At 71.7% G+C, this 17542-nt stretch carries 23 protein-coding genes; 22 read left to right on the top strand and 1 reads right to left on the bottom strand.

The annotated features are described in order from the left end of the window. The first annotated feature begins 123 nt into the window (after positions 1 to 123). The 11 genes from ACZ4K2_RS33875 to ACZ4K2_RS33825 all read left to right on the top strand — a co-directional run bounded on the left by ACZ4K2_RS33875 (position 124) and on the right by ACZ4K2_RS33825 (position 10272). Positions 124 to 426: a WhiB family transcriptional regulator gene (locus tag ACZ4K2_RS33875; protein ID WP_467479733.1), complete on the top strand. Its 303-nt coding sequence runs from the start codon at positions 124 to 126 to the stop codon at positions 424 to 426. Positions 427 to 535: 109 nt separating this feature from the next. Beyond that, on the top strand, positions 536 to 790 hold the full coding sequence (locus tag ACZ4K2_RS33870; RefSeq protein ID WP_467479735.1) for a hypothetical protein: 255 nt from the start codon (positions 536 to 538) through the stop codon (positions 788 to 790). A gap of 241 nt (positions 791 to 1031) precedes the next feature. Next, positions 1032 to 2753 (top strand): DUF2637 domain-containing protein, encoded by a 1722-nt coding sequence (locus tag ACZ4K2_RS33865; RefSeq protein WP_467479737.1) that lies wholly within the window; start codon positions 1032 to 1034, stop codon positions 2751 to 2753. Positions 2754 to 2890: 137 nt separating this feature from the next. Further along, positions 2891 to 3439, top strand: a complete 549-nt coding sequence (locus ACZ4K2_RS33860) for a hypothetical protein (RefSeq protein ID WP_467479739.1) — start codon at positions 2891 to 2893, stop codon at positions 3437 to 3439. Next, the gene (locus tag ACZ4K2_RS33855) at positions 3436 to 3639 is read left to right on the top strand and encodes a hypothetical protein (RefSeq protein ID WP_467479740.1); all 204 of its coding nucleotides are present in this window, start codon (positions 3436 to 3438) and stop codon (positions 3637 to 3639) included. The genes ACZ4K2_RS33860 and ACZ4K2_RS33855 overlap by 4 nt, the downstream gene beginning before the upstream one ends. Before the next feature lie 405 nt (positions 3640 to 4044). Beyond that, positions 4045 to 6387, top strand: a complete 2343-nt coding sequence (locus ACZ4K2_RS33850; protein ID WP_467479742.1) for a hypothetical protein — start codon at positions 4045 to 4047, stop codon at positions 6385 to 6387. A gap of 11 nt (positions 6388 to 6398) precedes the next feature. Continuing rightward, a complete protein-coding gene (locus ACZ4K2_RS33845; protein ID WP_467479744.1) occupies positions 6399 to 6842 on the top strand; it encodes a conjugal transfer protein TraB in 444 nt (147 codons plus the stop codon). A gap of 85 nt (positions 6843 to 6927) precedes the next feature. After that, positions 6928 to 9234, top strand: coding sequence for a hypothetical protein (locus ACZ4K2_RS33840; protein ID WP_467479746.1), 2307 nt, complete (start codon positions 6928 to 6930; stop codon positions 9232 to 9234). A 39-nt stretch (positions 9235 to 9273) separates the two neighbouring features. Continuing rightward, complete coding sequence (locus ACZ4K2_RS33835; protein ID WP_467479748.1) at positions 9274 to 9462, top strand: hypothetical protein; 189 nt, start codon at positions 9274 to 9276, stop codon at positions 9460 to 9462. A gap of 43 nt (positions 9463 to 9505) precedes the next feature. After that, complete coding sequence (locus tag ACZ4K2_RS33830) at positions 9506 to 9700, top strand: hypothetical protein (RefSeq protein WP_467479750.1); 195 nt, start codon at positions 9506 to 9508, stop codon at positions 9698 to 9700. Between the two features lie 86 nt (positions 9701 to 9786). Beyond that, the gene (locus ACZ4K2_RS33825) at positions 9787 to 10272 is read left to right on the top strand and encodes a hypothetical protein (RefSeq protein ID WP_467479752.1); all 486 of its coding nucleotides are present in this window, start codon (positions 9787 to 9789) and stop codon (positions 10270 to 10272) included. 81 nt (positions 10273 to 10353) lie between these two features. Here ACZ4K2_RS33825 and ACZ4K2_RS33820 read toward each other — a convergent pair whose 3' ends face one another. Continuing rightward, positions 10354 to 10572 (bottom strand): hypothetical protein, encoded by a 219-nt coding sequence (locus ACZ4K2_RS33820; protein ID WP_467479754.1) that lies wholly within the window; start codon positions 10570 to 10572, stop codon positions 10354 to 10356. A gap of 93 nt (positions 10573 to 10665) precedes the next feature. Between ACZ4K2_RS33820 and ACZ4K2_RS33815 the strand changes: the two genes are divergently transcribed. From ACZ4K2_RS33815 to ACZ4K2_RS33765, 11 genes are all read left to right on the top strand, one after another. After that, entirely contained in the window at positions 10666 to 11436 is a 771-nt protein-coding gene (locus ACZ4K2_RS33815; RefSeq protein WP_467479756.1) for a hypothetical protein, read from the top strand. A gap of 298 nt (positions 11437 to 11734) precedes the next feature. Next, a complete protein-coding gene (locus ACZ4K2_RS33810) occupies positions 11735 to 12148 on the top strand; it encodes an RRQRL motif-containing zinc-binding protein (protein ID WP_467769993.1) in 414 nt (137 codons plus the stop codon). Positions 12149 to 12180: 32 nt separating this feature from the next. After that, on the top strand, positions 12181 to 12654 hold the full coding sequence (locus tag ACZ4K2_RS33805) for a Pycsar system effector family protein (protein ID WP_467479758.1): 474 nt from the start codon (positions 12181 to 12183) through the stop codon (positions 12652 to 12654). 245 nt (positions 12655 to 12899) lie between these two features. Next, positions 12900 to 13484: a hypothetical protein gene (locus ACZ4K2_RS33800; protein WP_467479760.1), complete on the top strand. Its 585-nt coding sequence runs from the start codon at positions 12900 to 12902 to the stop codon at positions 13482 to 13484. 333 nt (positions 13485 to 13817) lie between these two features. Further along, complete coding sequence (locus ACZ4K2_RS33795) at positions 13818 to 14774, top strand: AAA family ATPase (RefSeq protein ID WP_467479762.1); 957 nt, start codon at positions 13818 to 13820, stop codon at positions 14772 to 14774. Between the two features lie 93 nt (positions 14775 to 14867). Continuing rightward, on the top strand, positions 14868 to 15170 hold the full coding sequence (locus ACZ4K2_RS33790) for a hypothetical protein (protein WP_467479764.1): 303 nt from the start codon (positions 14868 to 14870) through the stop codon (positions 15168 to 15170). Positions 15171 to 15261: 91 nt separating this feature from the next. Further along, complete coding sequence (locus ACZ4K2_RS33785) at positions 15262 to 15939, top strand: GGDEF domain-containing protein (protein WP_467479766.1); 678 nt, start codon at positions 15262 to 15264, stop codon at positions 15937 to 15939. Further along, complete coding sequence (locus ACZ4K2_RS33780; RefSeq protein ID WP_467479768.1) at positions 15936 to 16376, top strand: ASCH domain-containing protein; 441 nt, start codon at positions 15936 to 15938, stop codon at positions 16374 to 16376. Before ACZ4K2_RS33785 ends, ACZ4K2_RS33780 begins: the two co-directional genes overlap by 4 nt. Then, complete coding sequence (locus ACZ4K2_RS33775; RefSeq protein ID WP_467479770.1) at positions 16373 to 16579, top strand: hypothetical protein; 207 nt, start codon at positions 16373 to 16375, stop codon at positions 16577 to 16579. Before ACZ4K2_RS33780 ends, ACZ4K2_RS33775 begins: the two co-directional genes overlap by 4 nt. Positions 16580 to 16661: 82 nt before the next feature. Beyond that, positions 16662 to 16868 (top strand): hypothetical protein, encoded by a 207-nt coding sequence (locus ACZ4K2_RS33770; RefSeq protein ID WP_467479772.1) that lies wholly within the window; start codon positions 16662 to 16664, stop codon positions 16866 to 16868. A gap of 99 nt (positions 16869 to 16967) precedes the next feature. Further along, positions 16968 to 17507 carry a hypothetical protein gene (locus ACZ4K2_RS33765; protein ID WP_467479774.1) on the top strand — a complete coding sequence of 180 codons (540 nt, stop codon included), beginning with the start codon at positions 16968 to 16970 and terminating at the stop codon, positions 17505 to 17507. Positions 17508 to 17542: the final 35 nt, after the last annotated feature.

The following is a 17542-nucleotide window of genomic DNA, read 5'->3' as shown; positions in this document are numbered from 1 at the left end:
CGGGGCCGGCGGAGAGCGCCGGGAGCTCCCGCCCGCTCCGGCCGTCCGGCCGCGACGACACGCACAGCCCCGGGGTGGCCGCCCCGGGGCTGTCTCCTGCACTGGACCTTTTGGGAGGCCCTGATGAATCACCACTCCATCGTACGCACCCCCTACTACGGCGCCGTCTCCACCGCAGCCGCGCCCGAGCGTCCCCGTGCGGCCTGCGCCGATGAGGACCCGGAGCTGTTCTTCCCGATCGGCGACAGCGGCCCGGCCCTGATCCAGGAGGAAGAAGCCAAGGCTGTCTGCCGTCGCTGCCCGCTGATCGAGTCCTGCCTCCAGGGCGCCCTGGAGCGCAACGAGGCCGCCGGTGTGTGGGGCGGCCTGTCGGAGAAGGAGCGTCGCTCCCTCAAGCGCCGCGCCACCCGCAACCGCGCTGCCTGATCCGTTCTGGCGGCTGCCTGATCCGCCCACACCAGCCGCTGCACCACGGCGGCCGGGACGGGCGGTGACGGGGAGCCGGACAGCCCGGACCACAGTCGAGGGAGGCCCCATGGCTACGACGATGACCCCGCTCCAGCCCGGCACGGAAGCTGCCGCCCAGGCCGCCGCTTTCGCGATCTTCGGCAGCGACATCCCGCCCATCGGGCCGGAGGACTACAGCGGCAGCTGGTGCACCACCCTCCACGTCATCGCGGAGGAATGGGTGGGCGAGGGCCGCTTCGAGCAGCACGTCGCCCGCACCGCGACCGCGCTCAACACCACCGCCGACCTCACCCGGCACGGCGCGCGGGTCCCCGAGAGCTGATTTCGTTCCCGCCCGGCGGGAGCGGCAGGCAGTTTCGGGCCCGCCCGGCAGCGCTCCCCCGCACCGGCCGCCCGCCCGTCGGGAGGCCGGCCTTTCCGTGGGCCCGGAGCGGGTAGTGCCGGTGCCAGTTTCGTGATCAACCGTCCGCACCGGCCGCCGTTTCGGGAACGCACCCCTCGCGTTTCGGGAGCACCGGCCGCCGTTTCGACCTTGCCCTGAACGACCCCTTCCGGAGGCCCCCATGACGATCACCGACATGCCGCAGAGCGCGGCTCCCGACACCCCCGCTTCGCACCCGCCGGGCCTCGCTTCGGGCGCACCCGAGAAGGTTTCGGGTACGGCCCGGGGCGTTTCGAGCCCGGACAAGCGGAAGACGATCAAGCCCACCCGTGACCGGCTGATGACCGCCCTGTCCCTCGTCGCCGCGTTCGGTGGCACGCTGGTCGGCGTCATCGGGTTCGCGATGTCCTACAGCACCCTGGCGAAGGTCGCCCTGAGCTGGGGGTTCAGCCAGGAACTGGCCCCCTGGTTCCCGGTCGGCGTCGACGCCAGCATCATCGCGTTCCTCGCCCTGGACCTGTACCTGATCCGCAAGGGCACCCCGTGGCCGCTCCTGCGGATGGCCGCGCACGCCATGACGGGCGCGACGATCTGGTTCAACGCCAGCTCACAGGGCCACATCGGCACCGACCCGGTGCAGGCCGCCAGCCACGGCGTCATGCCGATCCTGTTCGTGATCGGCGTGGAGGCCGCCCGCCGCCTGATTATCCAGAAGGCCAGGCTGGAGGCGGGAACGGTCACCGACCGGATCCCGCTGCACCGCTGGATCCTCTCCCCCGTCGCAACCCCGCGGTTCTACCGCCGGATGCGGCTGCACAACGTCACCTCGTACCCGGAGATGATCCGGCGCCAGCAGGAGCTCATCGGCTACGAGCAGTGGCTCAAGCGCAAGTACGACGGTGACCTCGGCAAGGCCACCGAGGACGAACTGCTGCCGATGAAGATGGCCGCCCACGGCTACACCGTCTCGCAGGCCCTCGCGATGCCTGAGCAGCAGGAACGTGCTGCTGAGGCCCGCGCGGAGGAGGCGGAGCGCCGACGCCTGGACGCGGAGACGCGCCGGGAGCTCGCGCGCAAGAAGGCCGAAGCCGACCGGCTGGAGGCGCAGGGCCAGCTCGAGGCCGTCCGCGCCCGGGTGGAGGGCGAGACCGGCCAGGCCCGAGCGCACGCCCGGGCCCAGGTCAGTGCCGCAGAGCGGGCCGCTGAGTTGGAGGGGGCCGCGCTGGAGACGGCCGTCATCGCCGAAGCCCGCGCCCGCGAGGCTGAGGCGGAGCGCAAGGCGGCCCAGGAGCGCGAGGCCAAGGCCGCCGCGGACGTCCGAGCGGCGGAGCTGGAGCGCCAGGCGGCGGAGAAGCGGAGGCTCGCGGCGGAGGCCGACCGGGTCGCTGCGGCGGAGGCTCAGGCCATCGAGACGGCGGAGATCGCGGAGGCCCGGCAGCGTGCTGCCGAAACCGACCGTGCTGCCGCCGAAACGGAGTGGGCCGCTACCGAAACCCGCCGCCGCGCTGCCGAAGCCGACCGGCTCACGGCGGAGGAGAACGAGCGCAAGGCGACTGCCGACGCGAACACGCAGGCGGCCCGCAAGCGTGAGGCCGAAACCGAGTACGCCGCTGCCGAAAGGCGGCTCGCCGCCGCCGAAGTCGAGCGGCGCGCGGTCGAAATCGAGGACGCCGCGAAGCTGACGCCGCGCGAGCGGGCGGTCCGCAAGGTCGCGCGCATGGCGTTCGCGGCCGGCGCGGTGTTCGTCGGCCTGGACGCCGACGAAATGCACCGCGAGCTGTGCCGGGTCGTCTTGATCGCCGACGTCCAGCGCGAGTTCGACGTGTCGTCCACCGACACCGCCTCCAAGTACCGCCAGGAGGCCGTCGCGCTCATCGCCGGCGGATACCGCTCGGAGCAGTGACCTACGTAAACGAGCCTTTCGACGGTTCCACCGGCCCCCGAGACGAAGTCAGCGCCTCGGGAGCGCGGTGAAGGCGCCGAAACGCCACGACAAAGCCTCCCAGATCTCCCCCGCCCCGAGAAGGAGAACCCCACCTCATGGATATCAACGCCCTGTTCACGGATGAGGGCCTGCGGGCCTTCACCGCTACCGTCCGCGACCAGCACGTTCGCGACGCCCAGCAGTACGGGCAGATCGCCGACATCGTGCGCCGGCGCCTGGAGCAGACACCGATCGACGGCGACCGCTGGATGTCCAAGAAGCTCCGCGCCTGGAAGGTGTCGCGGCAGCTCAAGGCCATGCAGAAGGCGTCCGGCGAGGCCGCGAGCAAGGCGGAGGCCCTGTACGCGACCTACAAGAACGAGGTCCTGGAGCTCCCCCAGCGCAGGGCCGCGGCGGAGGCCCGGAAGCTGGAGCGCAAGCAGGGCAGGCAGGCCGCCCTGGGCGCCGCCGTCGCCAAGTCCCTGGACAAGACGGTGACCGCACTCAACACCCCCACCGAGCAGGCCCCGGGCACGGTCCCGCAGGCGAGGCCGGCGGAGTTCGTGACCCCGGACAACCCCTGGAACCAGTGGCCGATGGCGGCCGGTGGTGAGCGGCCGACCAGCACGATCAACGACTACTTCGCGAAGGGACAAGGGCAGTGACGACGCCTCGGCAGACGCAAAACCGCGCGAAGTTCTGGAACGCGCGGGTCGCGGAGGCCCAGAGCGACCAGGAGCGGGCCGGGGTCTGGTACGACGCGTGCCGGACCCTGGCCCGCCAGGCCGAACGCGACGGCAAGCCGAATCTGTGGCCCGCGCTCACCAAGGCGCTGCACGACTTCTACAAGAACCACGGAGGGTGACGAAGTTCTTCTTCATCACCGCCTCCTCCTCGCCGCCTGGAGCGCCTCAAGGCGCGCGCGTGTCGTGCGCGCGCGAGGATGCCCCAGGCGGCGACCGTCTGTCAACTCCGAGAGGGAGACGTCATGGCCAACGACGACGGCCCGAACAACTTGATCCACTTCCCCCGCGTGGGTTACACCGCCCCGGCCGAACCCCCCGCGGAACCCCCTGCTTCGGCCCCGGCCGACGTGCCGTTCGCCGCCCCCGCAGACGCCTCCCCGGCCACGCCTGAAGCGTTTGCACCCGCGACGCGAACCGACCCGATGGGCGTCATCGCGACCTTGCCCGAGCCCGGTCTCGGGGCCCCGTTCCCCGCCGGCTCGGAGCCCGTCGCAGCCCCCTCCGCGGCGCCCGTAACGGCGGGCATGAATGTCCCGGCGACCTTCCGTTCGGAGGGCGCGCAGCCCGCCGCGCCGCGCCTGGGATCGCTGTCCTTGGCGGCGATCCTCGCCGTGTCCCTGGCAGCCATGCGCGGCATCCACTCCGCCGTCGCGGCAGGCAGGGCGAACCGGGAGCAGCGCGAAGCGGTCGCGAAGATCGCTAGCACCGCCAAGGACGGCTCCTTGGGGGGCGGTTCGCAGAAGCAGGTGCAGCCCAGCCACGAGTACGGCCGCAAGACCCTCCGGCGCGGCCCTGGCGGTCTGGGAGGCCGCTCCGACGGCTCGGGTCTGGGCAGGTCCGGACGAGGCGGCAACGGGCTGTACAACGGCTCGAGAGGCCGGGGGCGTGGCGGGTCGACGACCCGGTCGCCCAGCGGTATCGGCGGTGGTGGCGGGCGCGGCCGCGGCTCGGGGGGCGGCGGCCGCACCACCTCGCCGCATAAGAACAGCTCCGGCATCACCCCGCTCAAGCGCACCTCGCAGGGCGGCGGCGTGAACCTCAAGAAGAACCGCGGCCTCGGATCGTCCGGCGGCTCGGGCGGTTCGGGAGGCTCCGGAGGTGGCAAGGGGCCGAACAACAGCGGCGGCGGAGGCGGAAGGAAGAACCGCGGCCCCGGCAGCGGCGGCGGGTCCGGCTCCTCCGGGGGCGGCGGCTCCACCACGAACCGCAAGCGCGGGCCCGGCAGCACTGGGTCCGGGGCCGGCGGTTCGTCCGGCGGCCTGGGCAAGAAGCGCGGACCGGGCTCCGGGACGGGGACCGGCAAGGGAACGGGCCCCGGCACCAAGAGCCCCGGCAAGGGCACGGGTTCGAGCGGGAAGACCACGCCCGGCACGACCAGCTCGAAGGGGACCGGTACAGGCAAGGGAACGGGGACCGGCCCCAAAAGCGGCACGAAGAAGTCGCCGCGCGGCACGACCGGCCCGTCCGGGATCCTGCGCAAGAAGCCCGGCACCACCACCTCCGGCACCGGTCCGAAGACCAAGCCGAAGGAGAAGGGCAGCAGCGGCGCGAGCACGACGGCTCCCGGCAGCAAACGCGGCGGCGGGAAGAAGGGCAAGACCCGCTCCGGCAAGGAAGGGACGACCCCGACCCCGGTGCCCACGGCGCCGGGCGGGAAGTCCCGCAAGGGCAAGAAGCTCAAGCTCACGCCGGGGATCGCGCACGGCACCATGGCGGCGTCGGACACGTACGGCTGCCGCTGCCGCAAGTGCCGCCGCTTCGACCGCGAGTACGGCAAGAAGATGGACGCAGCCCGCAAGGCCGCGGCCCGGGGCCGGACCACCTTCGGTGAGGCCGTGCACAAGACCGCGAGCAAGCGGCTCAAGCACCGCCGCAAGAAGATGGGGCCGCCCATCGTCACCAAGGCCAAGGTCAAGAAGCCGAAGAAGAAGACCGGCCCGAAGACCAAGACCACCAAGCCCGGCAGCACCACACCCGCCGGTCCCGCCGCGAAGACGCCGACCGGTCCGGCCGCGAAAGCGCCGGCCCGCCGCACGCCCTGGTCCACGGCCAAGGCACGGGCCCGCAAGCGCGCCAGGATGCGCACCACCACGGTTCCCGGGCCCCGCCCGGCACCGACGACCGGCACGGCCACACCGGCCCCACCGCCGGGCCCACCCGGCCCGCCTGCAGCTGCACCGGCCCCGGCCGCTGCGGTCGCCGGGGCCACCACCGCCCCGGCCCCGCCGGGCGGCGGCACGGTGCCCGACACCGACACCGGCACGCCGCGCCTGTCGCCGTTCGAGGCGATGGGCATGGCGACGGCGGTGTCCGCTCCGGTTGGTCCCATCACGGTCGAGCGGGCCGACTCCCCCAGGTCCGGCCCGGCCACATCCGGCGGGGGCCTTCCCAACGGCACCTCGAGCACGAGCACGAAGGAGAACAGCGTGAGTGACGCCTGGCTGACGAAGTGGGGCAGCGGCAGCGTCGCCGACATGGACGCCCAGCACGAGACCGAGGTCACCCTCGACGACACGCTCGACGTCCTGGAAGAGCTCACCGCGCAGTCGTTCAAGGCGCACGAGACCTGCCGCAAGCTCTCCAAGAAGGCGCGGCAGATCCGGCACGAGCTGGACGAACTCGCCGCCGACCTGCACTCCACGCACAACGTCATCGGCCGCATGACCGGCGCCGCGATGGCCAAGCTCGCGGAGTCCATGGAGCTCCTGGCCCGCAAGGCCGACGAGATGTCCACCAAATCCCTGACGGCGGCGGAGCTCTCCGAGAGCGCGGAGAACGCGATGTTCGACGCCTACCGGCCCCTCCAGCAGGCCACCGAGGACGCGGGCCTGGCCGTGCCCGCCGCCCGCATCCACAACGAGAACTGAGAGGAGATCACGTGAGCGACAACCTCCCCGCCATCCCGGGCATGAACAACGGCGTCGCCAGTACCGGCGGCGCCAGCAGCGGCAACGGCTTCCTCGCCCTGGCCGGCCGGACCGCCAAGCTCGCGGCCTCCGCCCTCTTCCTCAAGGAGGGCATGCACCTGCTCCGCTCCCATATGCAGGCCAACGCAGGTGCGGCCAGGCGCCTGTCGGAGATGTGCGGCCAGGCCGAAGTCGAGCCCCGGTTCACCTCGATGATCGAGGACACCTCCGCCGCCCTCACCGCGGTCGCGGAGGCGTCCGGGGAGATGGTCAACGCCGCCGACGCCGTCAACACCGACGCCCTCAGCTTCAACAACGCGCACGAGAGGGAGTACCGCCCCGGCTACGAAGCCTCCAACGGCTCCGGCGTGCGGCAGGCCAAGCCCGGCTTCTACCGACGCACCGGCCGCCGCTGACCCACCCACCCCCCCCAGCAGCAGGGGCCGGGCCCACACGCCGGGCCCGGCCCCTGCTGCCCCCTGCCCCTGAACGGAGGCTGTGTTGAGCACCATCGACCAGGCGGCGCCGACCGCCGACACCACCAAGCGCGTCCCGGGCCACGTCATCCACCGGCGCATCCTGGCCGAACGCACCTCCTACGCCCTCGCGGCGGCCGGGATGGCCGCAGGCCCGCAGCTCGACGACAGCGCCTGGTCCTACCTTGCCTCCGGCGGGATCGGCCTGGGCACGCTCGCCTGGCTGTACGCGAAGACCAAGGACCCCGACCAGGGCCTGAGCGTCTTCACGCGGGCGCAGCGGGCGATCCCGTTCCTGACGGCCGCCGGCACCTACGTGGCGAACCTGATCACCCCCGGCTTCAACTGGTGGGAGGTCGTCGCCCCGGCCGCGTGGGCGTCCCTGATGGGCTGGATGGCGCCGCTCACCCGCAGCGCCGGCCTGATCCTGGAGCTTGCCGAGCACCAGGCGCAGCAGCACGGCGCCGGTCCCGGTGAGCCGCTGACCTGCACCGAGTTCCTCGCCGCTAAATGGGCGCAGGCCACCGGCGACGGAACCCGGCTGGTGTCCATCCAGCCCTACCGCGCCGACCGGCCCGACTTCGAGGCCGTCGTCGTCGCCCAAGCCGGGAAGGCGGTGCCCACCTTCACCGAGGTGCAGCTTGCCGCCGCATTCGACTTCCCGGTCGGCACCGTGAAGATCCGCCCGATCCAGGGCTCAGGGCCCGGCCGGATGCGGCTGGTCGCCCGCCCCACCACCGAGGACACCGAGGCCGCCGTCGAAGGCATCCGCGGCCTGTGGGAGACCGCGGTCGCCGCCCCGGGCAAGGCCGCCCCCGGCGTCGACCTCATCGACCACCGATCCGAGCCGCACCGCATCGTGCTGCTGGTCGCCTCCCCGCCGGGCAAGGAAATCCACCTGCCGCACACAGCGATCTGCTCCGCCTTCGGCATCGACGACCCCTCCCGCCTCGTCATCGAGACAGACGGGATTCGTATGGGCGTCATCTCCATCTACAAGACGAACCCGCTGATGAAGGTCCGCAAGGCCACCGTCGAAGACCTGACGATGGACTCCAAGGGCCGCGTCACCATCGGCGTCTGCCACGACGGCAAGCCCGCCCGGGTGCGGCTGTGGGACCCCGGACAGGGCGCACTGCGCGGCATCACCGCCGGCGTCACGGGAGCGGGCAAGTCCGTCCTGCAGAACCTGATCCTCGCCGCGGAGAAGCGCTCCGGCGTCGTCTCCTGGGTCGGCGACGTCCAAGGCGGCATGTCGCTGCCGGAGGCGGAAGGCCGCGTCGACTGGTTCGCCAAGGGCCCGGTGGAGACGCTCTTGATGCTCACGGCCGCGCACGCGGTCATGAAATACCGCGAGCGGATCTCCAACGAGATGGGCCGCGGCGACTTCGCCCTCAACAAGCCGTGGCCGCTCATCAACATCACACTGGACGAGATCAACCGGCTGCTGTCCCACTCGGACGAAGCGATACGCAAGGCCACCGCCTACCTCATCGCCGACATCCAGAAGACCGGCCGCAAGGTCGGCATCGGCATCCGGCTCGCCGTGCAGTCCCTGCACCTCAAGGACCTCGGCGACGACGACGCGATCCGCCAGCAGGGCAAGGTCGGCGCGCTGTTCCTCATGCGCACCGCCTCCTCCTCCACCAAAGAAATGGGCCTGGACGGCATCGCCCCGGCCGGCTTCCAGATGGAGAACATCCCCGCCCGCATCTACGAGAACGGACAGATCGAGGCGCTGTTCACCGGCAAGGACGAGGAGGACGGCGAGTCCACCGCAGGCATGGCCTACATGTTCCTCGACGGCCGGGCGAAGTTCATGCGCACCTTCTTCGCGGAGAAGAAGGACGGGGTCTACCCCGACCTGATCGCCCTGTACGGCGAGGACCCGCCCACCGGGCTGACCGAGGGCGAGGCCAAGGCCGCGCAGGCCGGAGCCGCGATCTACGGCGTGCGGCACACCAACCCCTACGCCGACTGCGACACCCTCGCCCAGGCGTTCTCTGACGCCCCTGGCAGCAAGCCGTCGGCCGGCACCCCGGCCCCGGCCACTGCTGCGGACACCGACGGCGACAGCGGCGAGGCACCCGCCCCGTTCGAGGCGCCGTTCGGCATTCCGTTCGGCGACAGCGGCTCCGACATCGGGGAGGAGCCCGGCCTCCAGGACCAGATCCTCGAACTGCTCGCCGACGGACCCAAGCAGCTCAAGGAGCTGCGCGACGCGCTCCCCGGCTTCCAGCCCTCCAGCGTCAGCAACGCCTGCTCCCAGCTGAAGGCGAAGGGCCTGGCCATCTCGCGCAAGCGGGGCCTGTGGCAGCTCGCCGACAACTGACCCGCACCCACCACTCACTCACCGAAGGAACCGATACCCGTGGCCCTGTCGATCTCCCTGGTCCTCCTGCTCGGCATCATCGTCGTCATCCTGGTGCGCACCGGCTACCAGCGGATCATGCCGGGCATCGCTGTCTGCTTGTTCGGCTTCTTCCTCGCGAGCACCGGCATCGCCCCCACCATCACCAGCGCCGTGGCCTCCCTCACCGGTTGGATCAGCAGCTTCTGACCATCCCGATCCCGACCCGCCGAACGGGAAGGAGAACCCGACGATGAACCGCCCCCTGGTCCTGGTGGTCGACGACGCCACCGACGTCCTCGCGGCCAGCCCCGAGGCCCGCGCCTTGGCCGACGAGCTGCTGCGCACAGGCCGCCAGAGCGGCCTGGTGGTCCGCTCCCACAACCGCCGGCCGCTGCAGTACCCCACGCCCGACGCCCTCGAGGCCGCCGCGGACCAGGAGCAGTAGCCCCGCCCCGCTCCCCCGCCCCCTACGCCCTCCTCGCCACCACGGCGGGGAGAGCGCCCGCGTCTGCCCCCGAAACGGAAATCACCGTGGACTTCAACCACATCACCCGCCCGCTGTCCGACTCCGAAGCCAAGGCCGAAGCCGAGCGGATCATCGCCGAAGCAATGCGCCCCGAGCGGCACCTACCGACGTCATACCGCGACGACACCCCGCTGCCCGCCTACGGCGACACCCCGCCCGAGAAGCAGGACGACAAGCGGATCGTCCCGGCCTGGGCGGCCGGAATCGCGGTCGCCTCCATCGGCGTCGGCGCCGGCATCACCGGCGTCGGCTGCGGAGCCTGGCTCGTACTCCAGGGTCTGGCCTCCGTCACGCTCTACGGCGTCCTCATGGTCACCCTGCCGTTCGCGGGCGTCGCCATGGTCGCCACCGCGATCGGCGGCGCGTTCAGCAAGAACCGCAGGTCCGTGTCGAAGACGGTCTACGAGGGCCCGGTCGTGCAGAACACGCAGATCAACAACACCAGCAACCAGCGCGGGATGTTCTCCCGCACCCGCAACGACGTCCGCTGACCCGGGCGCCCTGCCTCGTATCCGAACACCTCGCCCGCGGGCCGCAGCTTCGGGTGCGGGACAGACCGTCCGGTCTCACGGTCAGTCGCAGTCGATCCAGATACGGCCGTGGCCATCGACCTCGGCACCCCGGATCTGCCCGTCGACGATCGCGCCGTTGATCGTCACCTCGACGTCGTAGTCGACGTCGATCCACAGCACGCCGTCGTTGTCGGTGAACGCGGGCCAGATCGTCCCGTCCGTGTCCACGACCTCCTCGAAGACGACTTCTTCCGGCTCATCGCGGGTGAACCACCCCATCACAGCCGCCTCCCCTCTTTCCCGGGCCCTTCGCTCACAGCTTGGCCCACTCGCACGCTCCGTGAACACCACATCGACAACCAGGAGTTGCCCGTGCAGCCCAACGACAACACCGCCCCCGGCCGCCAGGAGCTCGCCTACCTCCCCGTCCCGCTCCCGAAGGAGCCGGCCAAGCCGCCGCGCCTGGCCGCACTGCGCAACTGGTGGGACCGCGCCTGGGACATCGACGGCGTGCTGTACGACATATGGGACGACGTCCTCAGCGCCCCCGACGACGGCCTGCGCCACATGGCGCCCTGGCTGCGCACCGTCCTCATGGCCGCCGCGGTCTCCTTCGTCGTGCTGATGGCCAAGGGCGCCGGCGAAGTCATCCTCCAGGCCCTGCACCAGATCCTCACCGCCGTGCCCAAGGTGCAGGTCGGCGTCGACACCTCCAACGGTGTCGCCGCCGTCGTCGACCAGCCGGTGCGCATCTACATCGTCCAGCACTCCGCCGGCCTCCCGGTCGCGGCCTCCACCGTCTACACGCTGTGGGTGCTCACCGGCATCACCGGCCTGGTCCTCGGCTTCCTCGCCCGCAACAACGCGGCGCGCGCGATGTGGACGGCATGGGGCGCAGCCACCGTGTTCATGGTCTGGACGGCCACCCCGGATACCAGCCGCCCTGTCGTGGCCGGCCTCGCCGCCCTCTCCTGGACGCTCCTGTCCGCAGTCGCCCTGCGCGGCCTGACCCTGCGCCGCCGCGTCATTGGACGCCCGGCCAAGGTCAGCGTCCGGTCCGAAATCCATGTTCCGGTGCCGTACCCGGTCCCGGCCGAGCCCGCCGAACAGCCCCCGCACAGCAGCTGCCCCTTCCGGGACTGACCTTCCGGTCGCTCCGCCTGGTCCTCGCCCACCCCGTTCCCGGGTGGGCGAGGGTTGGACAGGCCGACCGGCCGCCTCGCGCCGCGCCCGCCGGCGAACAGCCGGCGGGCGCGGCGCTTGCTGTCCACCGACATCAGGAGGAACCGCTCGTGCTCACTCCCCGCCCGCGCCGCCGGATCGGCCGGCCCCGCCCGCAGCGTCCCGGCCCCCGCTACCCGCACCGCCCCGCCCGGCTCCCCGGCACCTGCAGCAGGTGATGCCCCGCCCGAGGAAGAAGGGGCGCCATGAGGGCAAGCGCGTGCCGCGCAGCGCCGCGATGCTGGAGGAGTTCGACCGGCGCGCTTGTCCCGAGGGCCTGGTCACTCGCAGGCAGTTACGCGAGCGCGGACTGAGCCCCGGCGGACACGGCCCGGTCGCGGTGCTGCGCTGCAAGGCGTGCGCCTACCGGCCCGACCAGGCGTGTATCCATCCCACCCGGGCCTGGCTCTACAGCCTGGACCTCGCCCGGCCCAAGCGGATACCGACCCTCGCGCAGGAAGAAGCGCTCGACCGGGCCATGGCCGCGAGATCCACCTGCCCGCGCCGGCGCCGCTACTACTTCTGCCTTCCACTGCGCACCCAGGGCGTCTGCGGCCCCTGCGCCAAGGGCTACGAGCCCAACCCTGACACCTACTTGGCATTCACGGCCCCGGCCGCCCGGCTGGCCGCCTGATCACCGATGCCCGCGAAGGAAAGTCACCGCCCATGAGCGTCACGGTTCCCGCCACCGACCCCGACAAGAACCTGGACGACGCCTGCCACGACGTCGAAGCGAAGATCAGCCGCACCGATAACAAGGCGTCTTTACTGCTCGCCTTCGATGGCGTCGTCCTCGCCGGACTCGCCAGCGTCGCCGACACGGACCTGCCACTGCCCACCCAGCTCGCCGGCGGCGCCGCCGTCCTCGCTCTCGCGGCCTCTGCCGTGCTGCTGCTCCTGGTCGTGCGCCCCAACCTCGGAGGCCGTGGCCGTGTCGTCCGTGAGGGCTTCCCCTGCTGGGCGCAGCTAAGCGAGGACGACCTGCTCCACGCGATGCGGCAGGACACCCGCCTCACCCGGGTCAGGTCGCTGTCCATCATCGCCGTCACCAAGTTCGAGCGCCTGGCCCGCGCGGTCGACATCATCCTCGCCGCCCTCGCCCTGCTCCTGATCGCAGCCGTACTCGCAGTCACCACCTGAAACCGCCGCGAGTAAAGGAACCGCGTCAGGTACCACGCGCCGCCTTCCGAAGCGCTGAAGGGCGCTCTCCGCACATAGGGCATTGGCCCCGGGCCGTCCCGGCCCAGGAGGCGGGCTGCACTGTCGTGGCTTTGTCCCGGCCCGTACTGGGCCGGGACAAAGCCACATCGGGTGGCTGCGCGCATCGGCAAACGGGCCGACCACCCGCTCCCTCACCCTTTTTTCGAGATCAGGAGACCTCCAGCATGCCTCATCTGTCCTGCGCCACCGAGCGCCTGGCCCTCTTTGGCACCCTGGTCGCCACCTTCGGCGAGTTGCATCCACTGTGCGACCACTGGGTGCAAGGCTCGAAGACGGCAATGCGCAAGCGCCTGTACGGCCGTGACCTGGTCCCCGCCGACGGTTCCCCCGCCACACAGGACTCCACCCGCCCGACTATGACCACCAGCACCCTCGGGAGGCGTGCCGCGGCCTGCCACGTCGCGTCCTACACCGCCGTACAACTCGGAGCGACCGTCGCGCTCACCCGCGCGTTCGGCTACCGGGTCATCCCCGGCGCGCTGCTCGCCGGCGCGGCCATCAACGCCGGAACACACGCTGCCATCGACCGCGGCGCCTTACTGCTGTGGCTGGCGAAGAAGACCAAGAAGACCGGCTACATCGAGCACTGCCAGGCAGTCCGTCTCGACGACGAAGGCGTGGTCACCAAGGAGGTGACGGGTCCGGGCAGCGCGTGGATGGAGCTGGACGCGGCTCTCCATCGCGCCATCGGCATCGGAGCCGCGGCCGTCACCACCTGGCTCACCACCCGTCCCGACGGCCGCCGGTGAGCCGCACCCGCCTGGCCCGCGTCCGCGCCTCGGCCGGGACCGCATCGCTGGCCCTCCAGCAGATCGAGGACGACCTCAGCGCCGACGACGTCGACGGAGGAGCTCGCCGCGATCCTGCGCGAACCCGTCGAGGACACCAACCCGCCCGACGGCTTTCTCGCGGCCCTGGCGCAGCTGGTCACCGTCGCCGCGCGCCGTGCCGAGCAGATCGAGCCCGACCGCGACGGCGACGCCTCCTGCCCGCTGTACGAAGCCCCCGCCCTACTCGACGCCCAAGCCGGGCAGCACCTCATCCGGGCTGCCCGGCGCCCCTCACCGGCGAGGAGTTCTCGCATGCCCGAGCCGATCTGCCCGCCGATACCCGAGCACAGCCTGGTGGTCCTCATCGGCCCGTCCGGCACTAAGAAGTTCACGCTCGCGGCCACCTGGCCCACCTCGCAGGTCCTGTCCCTGGACGCGCTGCGCGAGGTCGTCAGCGACGACGCGGGCAACCAGGGCGCGACCGGCGACGCGGACGCCGCCCTGCACCTGCTCCTGGAGGCGAGGATGCGCCAGCGTCTGTTCACGGTCGTCGACGCACCCAACGTCACCAAAGCGGCCCAGGAGCCGCTGGTCGCCGCAGCGAAGCGGCACAACATGCTGCCCATCGCGGTCAGGGTCGCCACGCCCGGCAGCGTCTGCATCGAGCGACAGGAGCGGCGGCCGGGCAACCGTACGGTTCCTCATGCCACGGTCATCAAGCAGCACCAGGGCATGGTCGACTCGTACCGGACTCTCAAGGTGGAGGGCTTCGCAGAGATCGTCTTCTCCGACAGCCTCTACCAGCTGCTGCCGTTCCTGGAGCGCCTTAGCCAGGCCCGGCAAACCGACCTCGGACTGGATGGCAGCCGCGGCCTCGGTGACCTGAACCTCGTCTCCCGGTTGTTCGGCCAGGCGATCGTGTCGCTGTGGCAGTGGAAGCCCTGCTCAAACGTCGCCGGCGGCGACCGTGTCGCGGAGATCCGCCTCGGTCAGCAGTACCTCACCCTCGCCCAGCGCACCGACGTGGACGGCGCGGGTGACGTCGGGTTCGACGTGCTGGTGCCGTGCCCGCACGACGACGAATGCGACGGCTACACGTGGGTGCCCGCCTACAGCGTCACCTGCCTGTTCCGCGCGCTGAACGGCGACCTGGACGACGAGGACACCGTCTGCGCCGTCCACGGCCCGAACGACGGCGACGACCAGGACGACGACCCCGAAGGCCGGGCCGATCTCGAAGCGCAGACCCCCGAAGCGGTCCGGGGCTGACGGACCCTCCGTGCTGCCCCGGACCCGGCTGGCCGCCGGGGGCCGGGGCGCTCGCGGCGGTCCCTCAATTACCGCGTTAAGGAGACGGACGCCATGACCCTGCCCTACTTCGAGGTCGACGTCCCCATACGGAGCACCGAGACCCCCGGCCTGGAAGGCGTGCATGTCTTCACCGGCCAGGCCGACAGCCGCAGCGTCGCCGTGAAGGCCGCGCGCGAGGTCTACGACGCGGCACGCGCCGCGGCGGAGGCAGGCCGCGAGATCCCCCACGGGCGTCCGGACGGCTGGGGTGCCTGCGGATACCGGCCCGGCTGGAAGCTCGACTGGCCCGCCGCGAAGGCCGGCCCCTGGAGGAGCCCGTACAGCTGGCTCAACTCCAAGCCCTTCGAGATGTAGCTCTGCCCCGGGACAGCCGCACGTGCTTGGCGGCTTCGACGGCTGCCCTGGGCTCACCCAACCCGTACGAGACGAGAGGGAGATCCTCAGTATGGACTCCGTCCTGCACACCACGGGCCGGTTCGGCCCGCGCACCCTCCTGATTACCGCCGCGGCCGTCCCGCTGACCGGCTGGGCGGTCCACGCCGCCACCCTGTACAAGCAGATCGCCGCCAAGGAGAAGGACCCGCTGACCGGGCTGCTGCGCCGCGACGCCTACACCGCCCGCGCCCGCCGGCTCCTGGCCCGCCACGGCGACAAGGTGACCGTGGTCATGGTCGACGCCGACCACTTCAAGCAGATCAATGACGACATGGGCCACGAGGCGGGCGACACCGTCCTCGCCGCGATCGGAACCCGCCTCACCGCGTGGGCCGGACCGCGCTCGTCCGTCGGCCGCCTCGGGGGCGATGAGTTCGCCGTGGTCCTGGAGCTGGACGCCGCCCTCCGGGAGCAGAGTTTGGAGCAGCTGGTCCAGATGCTGCACATGCCGGTCACCCTGGACGACGGGCGCACCGTCGACGTCGCCGCCTCGGTGGGCGCCGCGGCCCCGGCCACGGTCGGCTCGCGCGACCTGACCGTGCTGCAGAGGGCCGCCGACGCCGCTCTCTACGACGGCAAACACTCCGGCACCGCAGTTCTCGCGACGGCGACATACCGCACGGTGACGTCCATCAACGGGCGCCGCGCCGGCCGCCCGGGCACAGCTGTGTGGGGGCGGGCCGCATGAGCACCGCAACCCTGCCCGAGGGCGACTGGATCCGCGGCATCAGCATCCGGCAGCCGTACGCGGCCTGCATCCTCGCCGGAGCCAAGACGGTGGAGAACCGGCCCGCCCGGTGGCGGACCGGGTGGGTACTGCTGCACACGAGCCAGACCATCGACCGGCCCGCCCTGCGCGTCCCGCTGATCGGCCGCACGATCCGCGGCCGTCAGCTGGTCACCGGCGCGGTCGTCGGCGTCGCCCGGATCACCGACTGCCACCAGGACCCCGACGGTGCGCAGCTCTGCTCCGAGTGGGCGCACCTAGGCGCCTGGCACCTCGTGCTCCAGGACGTCCAGGAACTGCCCCTGCCCGTTCCCGCGCGCGGACAGGTCGTGCCGTGGAACCCGACGCCGGACCTGCTGGAGTGCGTCTTCCAGCAGCTGCCCGACTTCCGGCCGTGACCACCCGGAGCAAGAAGAAGCAGCCGCTCGAGCCGGGCCTGGTCCCGGCTCCCAGCGCGCTCCGGAAATGGCGAGACAGCCAGCACTACGACCGCTGGCAGGACCGCCCCTGCGTGCTGTGCGACAAGTCCACGCCGATGCGCTCCCACCCCGGGGAGCCCGTCGACAAGGCGTGCGCCGAGGACTGGATCACCGCCCACTGAGGCCCACCTCGGCCGGTGCGCCTCCGACACCCAGCCCGAGAGCACCAAGCCACCCCACGAACCCTCCCGACTGGAGGCCCCCATGAACAGCAACGACCGCGACGTCGACCACGCGCTCGCCTACCCCGAACCGCCGGCCTCTGCGCTGTGGCACCGCCACGGCGCCGCGAAGGCCCGGCCCCTCACGCCCGCTGAGCAGAAGCGCAACTGCGAGCTCCTGGTGCTGGCGCAGCGCACCCCCCGACCTCGCCCCCCTCGCCCCACCGAGACTCTGGCGGAGGCCAGCTGATGGACACCAAGCACTGCGCCGTCGACGGCTGGGTCGACGCGATTCACCACCGTACGCAACCCACAGCCCTGGACGCCCGGCCACGGGCAGGACATCGCCGTGCGGGTCGAACCGTTCGTGGAACGCGCGCACACCCGGCCCGGCGACGACCACGGCGGCCTGATCGCCGTCACCCTGGTCCACCCCGACACCCCGCACGCCGGCGCCTACCTCCACGGCCGCCAACTCGGCTACACCGAACGCGGCTGGCTCCGCTGCGCCACGACCGCGATCCTCGGCTTCTGGCAGCCCGGCTACACGATGCTCACCCACGCCGCCGCGAACTTGCCTCTGCCCGACGACGTCGGCATGGAACCCGCGCACTACGCCCTCCACATCGAGGCACGCAAACGCGACGACAGTCGCGACGGCTACACCCTGCTGCGCCTCGGCCCCTACACCCAGACCCGGCACGCCCAGCGGGACTACGACCGGCTCACCGCCGCGCTGGACGGACGCGAGACCACCCTGGCGCCCGGGTTTCGTATCTCCGCGAGGTTCGGGCCGTTTGACGTCAGCGACCACCAGCTGTTCGCCGACCCGTTCGAGGCCGACGCCGTCACGCTTCTGGAAGCTGCCGTCGCGGGGGTGAGTGCGTGACCACCCATGGCCTCCCCAACCCTGGCCATGGCGCG

This window comes from Streptomyces sp. NPDC025833, from assembly GCF_055558055.1.
Note: the sequence above shows the minus strand (reverse complement) of the source record. Positions and strands in the feature narration are given on the sequence as shown.

Coding starts and splice junctions, on each gene's coding strand:
- ACZ4K2_RS33875 (WP_467479733.1), top strand. CDS start 124: ATGAATCACCACTCCATCGTACGCACCCCCTACTACGGCGCCGTCTCC.
- ACZ4K2_RS33870 (WP_467479735.1), top strand. CDS start 536: ATGGCTACGACGATGACCCCGCTCCAGCCCGGCACGGAAGCTGCCGCC.
- ACZ4K2_RS33865 (WP_467479737.1), top strand. CDS start 1,032: ATGACGATCACCGACATGCCGCAGAGCGCGGCTCCCGACACCCCCGCT.
- ACZ4K2_RS33860 (WP_467479739.1), top strand. CDS start 2,891: ATGGATATCAACGCCCTGTTCACGGATGAGGGCCTGCGGGCCTTCACC.
- ACZ4K2_RS33850 (WP_467479742.1), top strand. CDS start 4,045: ATGAATGTCCCGGCGACCTTCCGTTCGGAGGGCGCGCAGCCCGCCGCG.
- ACZ4K2_RS33830 (WP_467479750.1), top strand. CDS start 9,506: ATGAACCGCCCCCTGGTCCTGGTGGTCGACGACGCCACCGACGTCCTC.
- ACZ4K2_RS33820 (WP_467479754.1), bottom strand. CDS start 10,572: ATGGGGTGGTTCACCCGCGATGAGCCGGAAGAAGTCGTCTTCGAGGAG.
- ACZ4K2_RS33805 (WP_467479758.1), top strand. CDS start 12,181: ATGAGCGTCACGGTTCCCGCCACCGACCCCGACAAGAACCTGGACGAC.
- ACZ4K2_RS33800 (WP_467479760.1), top strand. CDS start 12,900: ATGCCTCATCTGTCCTGCGCCACCGAGCGCCTGGCCCTCTTTGGCACC.
- ACZ4K2_RS33795 (WP_467479762.1), top strand. CDS start 13,818: ATGCCCGAGCCGATCTGCCCGCCGATACCCGAGCACAGCCTGGTGGTC.
- ACZ4K2_RS33790 (WP_467479764.1), top strand. CDS start 14,868: ATGACCCTGCCCTACTTCGAGGTCGACGTCCCCATACGGAGCACCGAG.
- ACZ4K2_RS33785 (WP_467479766.1), top strand. CDS start 15,262: ATGGACTCCGTCCTGCACACCACGGGCCGGTTCGGCCCGCGCACCCTC.
- ACZ4K2_RS33780 (WP_467479768.1), top strand. CDS start 15,936: ATGAGCACCGCAACCCTGCCCGAGGGCGACTGGATCCGCGGCATCAGC.
- ACZ4K2_RS33770 (WP_467479772.1), top strand. CDS start 16,662: ATGAACAGCAACGACCGCGACGTCGACCACGCGCTCGCCTACCCCGAA.